At 41.3% G+C, this 11,892-nt stretch carries 11 protein-coding genes and 1 pseudogene; all 12 read right to left on the bottom strand.

All coding sequences use genetic code 11. The features are described 5' to 3' along the window. The coding region (gene nifJ, locus FC07_RS12035) for a pyruvate:ferredoxin (flavodoxin) oxidoreductase (protein ID WP_235807510.1) at window positions 1-1,763 on the bottom strand (1,763 nt) is incomplete at its 3' end. A 79-nt stretch (window positions 1,764-1,842) separates the two neighbouring features. Continuing rightward, the gene (locus tag FC07_RS12030; RefSeq protein WP_057905336.1) at window positions 1,843-2,283 is read right to left on the bottom strand and encodes a flavodoxin; all 441 of its coding nucleotides are present in this window, start codon (window positions 2,281-2,283) and stop codon (window positions 1,843-1,845) included. 186 nt (window positions 2,284-2,469) lie between these two features. Next, window positions 2,470-3,285: a selenium-dependent molybdenum cofactor biosynthesis protein YqeB gene (yqeB, locus tag FC07_RS12025; protein WP_057905335.1), complete on the bottom strand. Its 816-nt coding sequence runs from the start codon at window positions 3,283-3,285 to the stop codon at window positions 2,470-2,472. Beyond that, window positions 3,267-3,995, bottom strand: a complete 729-nt coding sequence (yqeC, locus tag FC07_RS12020; protein WP_268888242.1) for a selenium cofactor biosynthesis protein YqeC — start codon at window positions 3,993-3,995, stop codon at window positions 3,267-3,269. The genes yqeB and yqeC overlap by 19 nt, the downstream gene beginning before the upstream one ends. Window positions 3,996-4,006: 11 nt before the next feature. After that, complete coding sequence (locus FC07_RS12015; RefSeq protein WP_083483310.1) at window positions 4,007-4,585, bottom strand: nucleotidyltransferase family protein; 579 nt, start codon at window positions 4,583-4,585, stop codon at window positions 4,007-4,009. Window positions 4,586-4,622: 37 nt separating this feature from the next. Then, complete coding sequence (xdh, locus tag FC07_RS12010; RefSeq protein WP_057905333.1) at window positions 4,623-7,196, bottom strand: selenium-dependent xanthine dehydrogenase; 2,574 nt, start codon at window positions 7,194-7,196, stop codon at window positions 4,623-4,625. A 163-nt stretch (window positions 7,197-7,359) separates the two neighbouring features. Beyond that, window positions 7,360-8,343, bottom strand: coding sequence for an XdhC family protein (locus FC07_RS12005; RefSeq protein WP_057905332.1), 984 nt, complete (start codon window positions 8,341-8,343; stop codon window positions 7,360-7,362). Next, window positions 8,336-8,704: a winged helix-turn-helix domain-containing protein gene (locus FC07_RS12000; protein WP_057905331.1), complete on the bottom strand. Its 369-nt coding sequence runs from the start codon at window positions 8,702-8,704 to the stop codon at window positions 8,336-8,338. The genes FC07_RS12005 and FC07_RS12000 overlap by 8 nt, the downstream gene beginning before the upstream one ends. An 82-nt stretch (window positions 8,705-8,786) precedes the next feature. Continuing rightward, window positions 8,787-10,139, bottom strand: coding sequence for a uracil-xanthine permease family protein (locus FC07_RS11995; protein ID WP_057905330.1), 1,353 nt, complete (start codon window positions 10,137-10,139; stop codon window positions 8,787-8,789). 50 nt (window positions 10,140-10,189) lie between these two features. Beyond that, entirely contained in the window at window positions 10,190-10,570 is a 381-nt protein-coding gene (locus FC07_RS11990) for a RidA family protein (protein ID WP_057905329.1), read from the bottom strand. 19 nt (window positions 10,571-10,589) lie between these two features. After that, on the bottom strand, window positions 10,590-11,528 hold the full coding sequence (arcC, locus tag FC07_RS11985; RefSeq protein ID WP_057905328.1) for a carbamate kinase: 939 nt from the start codon (window positions 11,526-11,528) through the stop codon (window positions 10,590-10,592). Between the two features lie 11 nt (window positions 11,529-11,539). Continuing rightward, a pseudogene (locus FC07_RS11980) lies at window positions 11,540-11,892 on the bottom strand (knotted carbamoyltransferase YgeW); the annotation flags it as partial.

The raw sequence follows: 11,892 nt of genomic DNA, 5'->3' as shown, positions 1-11,892 counted from the left end.
ATGTCAACTTCTTCTTTCAATAATGGTACGAAGTCTTTACGATCCATAATATCCGTTACTTCGAAGAAGGCAGTGGACATAACGGTATTGATTCGACGGCCTAAACCATTACGTTGTGAAATTGCTAAGGCATCAATGATGTAGAACTTGATGTTATGTTCGCCAATGTAACGTTTCAAGTTTGAAGGTAATAATTGCTTGGTCTTTTCAACATCCCAATAAGTGTTCAGTAAGAAAGTCCCACCATCACGTAAACCATCAATTAAGTTATAACGATGGATATAAGCTGGGTTGTGGCAACCAACGAAGTTTGGACGTTCAACAAAGTAAGTTGAATCAATTGGTTGATGACCGAAACGTAAATGAGAGATCGTCAAACCACTAGACTTCTTGGAATCATAAGCAAAGTATGCTTGTGCATATTGGCCAGTATGGTCACCAATAATCTTGATTGCTTGTTTGTTAGCACCGACAGTACCATCTGAACCGAAGCCCCAGAACTTAGCTTGGAAAATATCACTAGGTGTTAAATCAAGTACTTCACGTTTTGGTAATGACATGTGTGTCACATCATCCACGATACCGATTGTGAAGCGTTGCTTCATATCAGCAGCTGGTTTTTGTAATTCATCAAATACTGAAACGATTTGATCAGGTGTGACGTTCTTAGAACCAATCCCGTAACGACCGCCAATAACGGTTGGTTGATTTTCATGGCGATAAAGCACACTTTGAACATCCAACAATAATGGTTCGCCATCTGAACCAGGTTCCTTAGTCCGATCAAGCACAGCAACGTCTTGAACAGTCTTAGGCAACTTAGCTAATAAGTCTTCAGCTGGGAATGGACGATACAAGTGAATGGCGATAAAGCCGACTTTACGACCTTGTTCGTTTAAGTAATCAACGGCCTGACGTGCAGTTGGTGCCACAGAACCCATTGCAATGATGACTTCTGTTGCTTCTGGATCACCATAGTAGTTGGTTAAGTCGTAGTCTGTCCCACGTAATTCGTTGATCTTGCCCATATACTTTTTAACAATGGCAGGCATTGCATCATAGTATTTATTGACAGTTTCACGAGATTGGAAGTAAATATCTGGGTTTTGTGCTGAGCCAGAAACATATGGATGGTTAGGGTTCATGGCGCGATCACGGAAGTTTTGCAAAGCTTCTTGGTTGATCATACCCTTCAAATCATCATAATCAATAACTTCGATCCGTTGTAATTCATGACTTGTCCGGAAACCATCAAAGAAGTTTACAAATGGTAAGCTGCCTTCGATACTGGCTAAATGTGCAACACCAGAAAGATCCATGACTTCTTGGACTGTGCTTTCGCCTAACATACAGAAACCAGTTGAGCGCGCAGCCATAATATCACTGTGATCACCAAAAATGCTCAAGGCGTTTGTTGCAACGGCACGTGCAGCAACGTGGAATACTGTTGGTAACAATTCACCAGCAATTTTGAACATATTAGGGATCATCAATAACAGACCCTGTGAAGCTGTATAAGTTGAAGTTAATGCACCAGTTTTTAATGAACCATGGACAGTACCTGAAGCACCGGCTTCTGACTGCATTTCGATGACCTTAACAGGTTCACCCCAAATGTTCTTTTTACCTGCAACAGCCCAAGCATCAACGACTTCAGCCATTGTTGAACTTGGTGTGATTGGGTAAATAGCTGCAACATCCGTGAAAGCGTATGAGACATACGCTGCGGCTGTGTTACCATCCATTGTCTTTGTTTTACTCATTTTTTCTACACGTCCTTATTTTAGAAACATAAACTCATGTATCCGCTTTAATTATTAGGCAAAAAAATTAAAGTCTTCGTTATTTGACTAATTCGTCCACGAATTTTTGAAGATTTTCAACGTCTTCATCTTCGGCATCGTTATTGATTTTAACAGTTGCGCTGCCTTTTTTAGCACCAGTGGCTTCAAATGCTTCTTCAAACAAATCAGCTGCTGTACAGAAAGTATCTGGGTACAATTCATCGTCCCCACTACCAACAACGCCGTAAGTCTTGCCTGCTAAATCGACGTCTGCTAAATCATCATGGAAGTCTTCGATTTCATCTGGTAATTCGCCATCACCATATGTGTAGGTTGCAACGACACAAATGTCAGCGTCTTCAAAATCAGACGCATCAGCATCGTCAGCTTCAACGCGGTCTACGTCAACCCCGGCAGCTTTTAGTTTTTCTTCAAGAATTTCAGAGATCTCTTCAGTGTTACCAGTCATACTTGCATAAACAATCTTGGCTAATGTCATTTTGAAACACCCTTCCTCGAAACAAAAATTATACTTTTAAACAACCTGCGTTATTTATATAACATGATTAATATAACACACATTGGATAATTCACAATATTTTTCAGAGGGTAAAATTATTTTTAGGTGAAATCCCCGAAAAAAAAGAAGTTGTGACATTTAGTCACAACTTCTCAATATTTAGCGTTATAATAATCCTTTATGTCGTCCAATCATGAACACTGCATCCAGTGCACCGCCACCAATGGCACGTGCTTTATCTGAGATGTGATCGCATGCCACGTCTGTCCTTGGGTCAACGTCAGCAATTTTCAAACCTTCATTCACCCAAGTCCCTTCTGCAATTAACCCGCGTAACGTGCCACTCAATGGTGACCGTACCGGCGTCACACCAATATAGAACAACACTTCATCTTTCTGAACAATATCTCCAATATCATGCTTGAATTTCACCAAACCTGCAGCTGGTGCGTGAATAACACGTTCGTTACTTTTACCAGCAATCACACCTGGAATCCCAGTGTTTGGTAAGGGTGCTCCATTTTGAATGACCATCCCTAGCTGATGACCGCGCATGGTTTCAACAACTGCATCGACATCTTCCGGTGCCTTAAACCCAGGTCCTAATGCAATTGTTATTGGCGCCATATTACGATGTGTTCCTAGGTTGCGCTTTGCTAAAATACCATCAATCACAATCGTTGGTCGCAGTTTGTGAATCAGTTCACCTTCAGCATCAACAACAATCGGAATCTGCTGCTGCCGCCAAACCTGCTCAAGTCCTGCTGCAGTTGTACAAACACCCGTTAAGTCTTCAACCACTGCTTGGCCATCTGTGACAGCACTGCCTAATGAGACTTGACGCCGAATCATCAGTGGATGTGCCGTTTCTAACATAATAACTTTGAAACCTGCATGAAATAATTTTTGTGCCACACCTGTTGCTAAATCCCCGCCACCACGAATGATAGCAATCGTATCAGTTATCTTTTGCTGTTCCATATTACTCGTCCCCAATGTTGTTTGACATCTGAAATGATAATCTTATCCAACGTTGCGCAAAACGCCGTAGATAAGTGCTGGCTTAAAACTTCAGCTAGTTTAATTTTATTAAAGTCATCAACTTGATTCAAGACTAAGATTTTAGGGCCGGATATGTGTCCAAACATCCCTTGCGGATGTTCGATAACTTGAGCCAAAAGTTGTGGTGTGACCAGTTGGCCTGCTCTAAAAGGACCATATTTCAGAAACAAAGGTAAGCGATGCACAAGGTCACTGGATAAACATCGCCCGCAAGCACTGATTGGAATGACACCAATCGTCAGCGATGTTTTCTTGAAAATAACGGGCTCAAAGTCAGCCCAAGCTTTTAATAAACGCTCATGAGCACCATCCGCCTCAATCAACACTTTATCAAAATCATTTAATTTTTGTTCTAATATCTGTAAATCACCTGGCAATAGCTTCTCACCCATTGCCGTCATTTGGCGTTGCCCATAGAGATAGATACCTGCTGTCAGTGGTGGTTTGAGCGTATTTGGTTGCCAAATGCAATCATATGCAGCCTGTTGTGGGTAATACATCTTAGTCGTCGTTGTGATAAGCGTTCGCTGCGTCGCATAATGCTGCGCCAATGTATTCAACAATGTGGTTTTACCACCACTTCCGATAATCGATACAACACAGTGTTGCGGTAATTGAAAACAAGCCATGAGATCCATGATTATTTCAACCTCTGCTTTGCAAGAAACTGCTGATATTGAACCACTGTATCAATATCCTTAAAACAAGCTGCCTGAGACACGATTGGAACACATGCTGCTGGATACTGATCACGAATCACACGACCGCCGTGATCTCCTGTCAAATTTAAGAGTTGTTGCCGAAATAAACGACCAAATAAAATTGGATTAACTGGTTTATCTAATACAACCGGATAAACGATGCGATTGATAGCAGCCTTGATCAGTAATGGCTTTAAACACTGAACTGTTAAAGCTGGCTGATCAATAGGAAGAAACAAGTAAACATCACTTGATGCGGCCTCGGTTCCCAAAACCACTGAATGTGCTTGGCCTTGTTCTGGTGTGTGATTGATCACCACTTGAAATTCAGGCGGAATCGCCGCCTGTGCAGCATCTGCAGCATTAATCACAATGATTCGTTGATCACAATCCAATGCTGAAACAAGTTGTAATGTATGCCTTAAAAAATTAGATGTACCAAGTGGTAAAAACAATTTATTTTGTGATCCCATGCGACGCGAAAAACCACTCGCCAAAATAATTACTGAAAGTTTCACACGCTATGTCCTCCGCAACTGTCACTGCATGAATCAATTACCGCTTCTTTTTAGCGTATGGTGTGTTTTCCAATGGTAAGCTTGGCCGTAATTCACCATCTAATGCATAGTAGGCACCTGCAATCGCTGGTGCTGCTAAAACAGTAGCAAGCTCCCCAACACCTTTGATACCATAAGCCAAGCCTTCATGAATATGGCTGCTCTTAACAAATTGGGTTTCAATTGGCGGTACTTTGGAGGCGTCTAATAAACCTAAGGTTGAATACTTTGCTTTAACGTAACCTTGATCTAAATCAAAGTGCTCTGTTAAGGCATAGCCCATTCCCATAACGATGCCACCTTCAATTTGACCTTCAGCAGCTGGTGGATTAATAACTTGACCAATATCATATGCAGCGACAAATTTTTCAATCTTTTGTTTATCATCTAATGTTACCACTTCAGCCGCATAACCGTAACCCACGTGACTAACTGGATTCTGTTTATCAGAATCAATTGGATCTGTCTTAGGATTGAATTCACCATAATATTCCTTGCCTTCTAAATCAGCAATTGAATGGCCCATGTCTAAATCTTCACGTAATTGTTGGCCAGCACGACGAATGGCCTCCCCTGTTACTAAGGATTGCCGTGATGCCGTCGTTGTTCCAGCATCTGGTGTGCGTGTTGTATCTGGATCTTCAACCATAATCAAATCTGGTGACAAATCAATTGCTTCACAAAGAATTTGGGTTGCTGCCGTTGCAAAACCTTGACCAATACAAGCAGCACTAGACCGAATATGAACCTTACCTGATTCAATTGAAACGATACAACGCCCATAATCGTCAAGTCCGACACCGATCCCGCTATTCTTGAAGAAACAAGTCACACCAGCAACCGGTGCAGCTTCATATGCGGCTTTAACTGCTAACAAACTTTCCTTCAATGCAGCATTACTAGCAACCAATTGGCCGTTTGGCAAAACATCTCCTGGTTCAACCGCATTTTGGTAGCGAATTTGCCATGGTGTAATGCCAACTTTTTTAGCCAAAACGTTAATGCTACTTTCAATCGCAAACGCGGTTTGACAAACACCAAAACCACGGAATGCACCTGATGGTGGATTGTTCGTATAAACAGCAGTCCCTTCAATATCAATATCTTGATATTTGTAAGGGCCGGCTGCATGGGTACAAGCACGTTGCAACACTGGGCCCCCTAAGGAAGCATATGCACCGGTGTCAGCGTAAATCACAGCTTTCATTGCTGTCAGATTACCATCAGCATCACAGCCAGTTGTAAAGTCCATTTCCATCCCATGGCGCTTAGGATGGACCATCAAGCTTTCTTGACGAGTGAATAAAACTTTAACTGGTTTTTGCAAGCAATAAGCTGCTAAAGAAGCGTGGTGTTGCACACTCATATCTTCTTTACCGCCAAACCCACCACCAACAAGCATTGAATGAACGTGTACTTTTTCTTTCTCAAGGCCTAACATGCGCGCAACTTCACGTTGTTCATCATAAATTCCTTGACCACCAGAATAAAGTAAAACACCATCATCTTCTGGCATTGCAATTGCACATTCTGGTTCCATAAAAGCGTGTTCATTTATTGGCACAGTGTAATGTTGCGTCACAACATATTTAGATGCTGCTAATTTTTCATCAGCATGCCCACGGATCAAATGCTCATGGGATAACACATTACCTTTAGGATGAATATTTTCGGCATCATCGGCTAAAGCCTCTTCACAAGAAATCATTGGCTTTAATGCTTCATATTCAATCTTCACTAAGTCTTTTAAGCCATCTAGTGCTTCCTTATCCTTTGAAACCACTAACGCGACCGCATCGCCTACATAACGGGTTGTTTCACCAACTGGAATCATTACGTCCCAATCTGAAATAAATTCCAAGTGACCGATTTTGTTGTTACCAGGAACATCTTCAGACGTTAAGACAGCAACACAATTCTCATCCGCTAAAGCCGCGCTTTTATCAATGCTTAAGACTTTTGCACGTGGATAAGCACTCCGAATTGCTGAAGCATACAGCATACCAGGTACAGTCATATCATCAGTATATTTGCCAGTTCCTAATGTCTTTTCAGCGGCATCAACCCGTTTCATGCTTTCGCCTAAATGACCATCCTCTTTTTCAGCTGGAATTGGTGTGTCTTCACGCAACATCTTGGCAGCGAGTTGAATCCCTTCAATAATCTTAACGTAACCTGTACAACGACAAATATTACTACGAATCCCTTTGCGAATATCCTTTTCATCGGGTTCTGGCTTCTTGCCTAATAAACCAACGGCAGAAATCACCATACCTGGAATACAATAACCACATTGAACAGCACCAACTTTACCAAAAGCATACGCAAAAACATCTTTTTGACGTTGCGAAATACCTTCAATTGTTGTAACTTCTTTACCTTCAACTTTTGATAACGTGAATAAACAGCTTTTGGAAGCCTTACCATTTATTAGCACAGTACAAGCTCCACATGATCCCTGACTACAGCCATCCTTGGTTCCAGTGAGCCCTAAATCATCACGCAAAAAGTGCATCAATTTTTTATCTTCAGAACAAGTTACTGCTTCCCCATTAACGGTTAAGGAATACATATAAACACCTCCATGGTTGTTTGGAATTTCACATTAATTATACCACGGATTGCATTAAAAATATTTTTTTGAGCAAATTTTTTTTGCTGGTTATTCCAAAAAATCACGTGGTCCCTGTTGCATCAGCAAAGTTCCCACGTGATAGTATTATTTTTATTCTATTTTAGTCAAGTCCTGCACGCACTTGAATCATTTCAGCCGCAATACTAATCGCAATCTCGGCGGGTGACTCTGCATCAATCGCTAGTCCAACTGGCATCTGAACGCGATCAACCTCAGCCTCAGTAAAACCTGCCTTTAACAAGCGCACACGGTGAACACGATGTTTGTGCTTACTGCCAATACCACCAATAAATAAGGCTGGCGTCTGCAACAGCTTCGCCTGCAATTGATAATCAAGCTCGTGACTGCGTGTCATCAACAGCACATAGTCAACATCTGTTAATTCAAATGATGCGTCTAAATCAAATTCATGTAATTCATCAGCATCTGGAAATCGCTCAGTTGTCAATAATGGTACACGATCATCATAAACTTGCGTATAAAAATCTAAGCGTTTTAACACAGGTACAATTGCCTGCGCTAAATGGCCAGCACCGAAAATAAAAACACGACTTGCATGACTAATTGGTTCAACAAAAGTTGCCGTAGCACTTCCTTTTTCCTGTAGCAAATGTGGTTTTTGTGTTAAATAACTTGTCTCAATTTTCTGCCCTAAGACGGCTGTCCCTGCAACACCTAATGTAACCGATTCGTCCTCATAAACTTGTTGTAGCCAGACCGCATGGTGTGCCGTCAACGCTTGTTGTAACGCTTCAAAGACTTGCAGCGTTAAGCCATCTTGATGATCTAAAAAGGTGAATAATACTTGCGAATTACCACCACACATCATACCTAAGTCACTTGGTACTAATTTAAACTGTTCAATTGTACTTTTATGTGCTTGTAACGCTTCAAGTGCAACCTGTTTACTAGATTCCTCAATCTTGCCGCCACCAATTGTGCCACAAAGATAACCCGATGCATTGATCAGCATGTGTGCACCTGCACCACGTGGCGTTGGGCCATTGCTATCAAGTACGGTAACAAATTCAACATCTTGTCCTGCCTTTAATTGCGTTAAAATTGCTTGAATTAATTTATTCATGATTGTTTGATTCCTCCGTTGCAAAGACTTCTTGAAAGCACTGTTCGACGAGTGGTGTTACTTTTTTCTGAAAACTAGTATATTTTTTCAGTATCAGTATACCAGTTTCCGTTAGGCGTGTCCCGCCACCATTCGCACCACCATTAACAGAATGCACCAGCGGCGTTTGAATTTCATGCTCGACCTGCTTAATTAAACGCCAAGCCTTATTATAAGAAAAGTGACAGTGTTGTGTTGCCAACAACAGTGAACCACTTTGTTTAATTCCGGCTAACAACTCAATGACTTCAGGTGTGATCTGCGCATGCTGTTGCTGTAATATCAATTGAATCTGATAGTGAAATTTATCATTATTTACCACTCATGTCGCTCCGTTCTTTGCGCTTAGATAACGCCAGGCAAATAAAAAAATCAAGCAAATGCTTAATTTTTTTATTGATTGCTTAACTAATATGTTGTGTTGTTGCTTGTTTGATTGGTTTTTCCTTTTTCACTGGACGATGGTTTAAAACGATGTTCAAAACTAACGCCATAATGGTGGTTAAAATAACTTCTGAACTACCGAAAATCGTTGTCACCCATGATGGGAAACCTGATAAACAGTTTGGTGTTAACGCAACACCAATCCCAGTTGCCAAAGATAAACCAACAATGCCAGTATTGATCGGTGTTAACCCTGCAGAGACAATTGTCCGAATCCCTGTCATCGCAATAATCGAGAAAACAGAAACTGTTGCACCACCGATAACCGCGTATGGAATCGTTTGTAAGATTGATGAAATCTTAGGTACGACACCCGCGACTACTAAAATAATCGACGAAAGACCTAAAATACGTTTGTTAATGGCTTTAGTATCAATTACCAAACCAACATTTTGACCAAAGGTTCCAACTGGAATACCGCCAAAGAAGCCACCGAGGAAATTAATAATCCCTTTCCCCATTAAAGCCCCAGATAATTCTTTATCTGTGGGTTGACGATCCATTGCACCAACCGTTGTCGCTGTAAATTGGCCAATTGATTGGACTGCATCGACTAAGAAAACAATGGTTAATGTTAAAATTGGCACAATATGAAATTCTGCGTGGAAGTGCATTGGCACGATAGCTTGGAAGAAGCCAGCTGATTTAACAGGGTTAAAATCAACCATGCCTAAAACTAACGCTACAATATAACCAATGACCATACCATTCAGGATAGATGACAATCGCAAAAGTCCTTTTGCAAAATAGTTAAAGTAGAATACGGCAACAAATGTCACAATTGCAACGATCCAGTTCTTAGGAGAACCGAAATGTGCACTACCCGTTCCACCTGCCATATAGGCGACGGCGACTGGGAAAAGTGAGAACCCAATACTTAAAATAACCGTCCCTGTCACAATTGGTGGAAAAAGCGCCCGAATATACTTTAGGAAAAATCCCATTAAAACAATCACTAAACTGCCAATGATCTGAGCTCCAAAGATCGATGCGATATTGAACTGCCCACCAATTACCAATAATATTGGAATACAAGCAAAGCTTGCTCCCATCATGACCGGTAATCGTGAACCAAATCGGCCAAAAATTGGAAAGAGTTGTACCAGTGTCGCAATACCTGCCATGATCAATGAGGTTTGAATAATCAAGGTTGTATCGTGGGTGCCCAAATGAGCTGCTTTGGCCACCATAATTCCTGGTGTGATAATTCCCGCAATCGCTGCAACAACGTGCTGTATGCCTAGAGGTGCTACTTCGCCAAAGGAAACTTTGGCATCATAATCAAATAGCCCTCCTGTTTTTTTATTGTCCAATACGCAAGACCCTCTCTAAAATCACCTAAAATAATGAATGAGTTAATTCATTATCCTTTGACAGCTACGGCTTCAACTTCAAACAATCCGTTCATTGGTAATTTACCAATTTCAACACATGAACGTGCTGGTAAGAAATCTTTAAAGTAGTTACCATAAATTGCATTGATCTTAGCAAAATCGTTCATATCTTGAATAAAGATAGTTGTTTTAACAACATTTTCGTAACCCATATCAGCTGCTTTTAACAAAGCGCCTAAGTTTTTCAAGCCTTGTTCAGCTTGTGCTTCAACGCCATCTTGCAGTTTACCAGTCTTAGGGTCTAAGCCTAATTGACCTGAAACAAAAAGTGTATTGCCTGCCAAAACAGCTGCAGAATATGGTCCAACTGCTTTTGGTGCATCTGGTGATGTAATTGATTGATTGCTCATACTTATTCTCCTCTTATCCTTAAGCCTGAATCGTCGTGCCGGTGTTACCAGCTAAACCATCTTTGGCCTTTTCTAACAACGTGATCAATGTTTTACGGCCAGGTTTAGATTCAGCAAATTGAATGCCTGCTTCGACCTTAGGTAACATTGAACCAGGTGCAAATTGTTTTTCATCAATGTATTGTTTCATTTCATCAACTGTTACGTTGGTTAATGATTTTTGATCTGGTTTGCCAAAGTTAACCGCAACGTGTTCAACAGCTGTCAAAATGACTAACATGTCTGCATCAACTTTTTCGGCCAACAATGCACTACAGAAATCTTTATCGATCACTGCTGGTACACCTGATAAACCGTCATTTTCACAACGGACAACTGGAATACCACCGCCGCCACAAGCAATCACTGTTTGTTTAGCATCAATTAAGGCCTTAATGGTTTCTTCTTCGACAATTGCTTTGGGCCGTGGAGAAGCGACAACTTGACGATAACCGCGACCAGCATCTTCCATAACATCAATGCCCATTTCAGACGCTTTCTTCTCGGCTTCTTCTTTGGTCATGAAGCTACCGATTGGCTTCGTTGGGTTTTTGAATGCAGGATCGTCTTTATCGACAACAACCTGTGTTGCAACAGTTGCAACAGGTTCTTGAATCCCACGACTTAATAATTCTTCACGCAAAGCATTTTGCAAATCGTAACCAATATAAGTTTGACTCATTGCAACACAGACTGATAATGGCACTTCTGGATATTTAGTTGGGTCTAATTTTGTCAATTGATCCATTGCTAAACGAATCATACCGGCTTGTGGACCATTACCGTGAGATAAGATGACTTCATAGCCTTCTTCAATTAAATCTGCAATTGCTTTTGCTGTTGTTTTAACCGCTTGCATTTGTTCATGCAAGTTACTACCTAATGCGTTACCACCTAATGCTACGACTACACGTTTCATGTGCGCGCCTCCTATTTATAATCTTGGCGTGCTTTACCACGTGTTTCCAAGTTGGTTAAGATTTCAGCAGGGTTCTTGAATTTGCTCAAGAAGATCATGGCTGCAATGACGTAAGGCTTGAAGCTCGCTTGTTTGTACAATTGGTTGCGGTAACGATCAAAGACAGAACCGTCAACTTCGCCTTCTTCAGCTGAAACGCCAGTGATGTCGGCTGGAAGTGGATGCATGTACAAAGCTTTGCCATCTTTGGTCAACTTCATCATGTCTTCAGTACAAGCCCAGTCTTTATGTTGTGCGTTTTGTTGGAGTAATTCTTGTTCCAACTTGTCGATACCGTCAAAGTCGCCGCGGCCGTATAAGTCAG

This window comes from Loigolactobacillus bifermentans DSM 20003 (assembly GCF_001434575.1).
Taxonomy (GTDB): Bacteria; Bacillota; Bacilli; order Lactobacillales; family Lactobacillaceae; genus Loigolactobacillus; species Loigolactobacillus bifermentans.
Note: the sequence above shows the minus strand (reverse complement) of the source record. Positions and strands in the feature narration are given on the sequence as shown.

Coding starts and splice junctions, on each gene's coding strand:
- FC07_RS12030 (WP_057905336.1), bottom strand. CDS start 2,283: ATGACATTAGCCAAGATTGTTTATGCAAGTATGACTGGTAACACTGAA.
- yqeB (WP_057905335.1), bottom strand. CDS start 3,285: ATGGAACAGCAAAAGATAACTGATACGATTGCTATCATTCGTGGTGGC.
- yqeC (WP_268888242.1), bottom strand. CDS start 3,995: ATGGCTTGTTTTCAATTACCGCAACACTGTGTTGTATCGATTATCGGA.
- xdh (WP_057905333.1), bottom strand. CDS start 7,196: ATGTATTCCTTAACCGTTAATGGGGAAGCAGTAACTTGTTCTGAAGAT.
- FC07_RS12005 (WP_057905332.1), bottom strand. CDS start 8,343: ATGAATAAATTAATTCAAGCAATTTTAACGCAATTAAAGGCAGGACAA.
- FC07_RS11990 (WP_057905329.1), bottom strand. CDS start 10,570: ATGAGCAATCAATCAATTACATCACCAGATGCACCAAAAGCAGTTGGA.
- arcC (WP_057905328.1), bottom strand. CDS start 11,528: ATGAAACGTGTAGTCGTAGCATTAGGTGGTAACGCATTAGGTAGTAAC.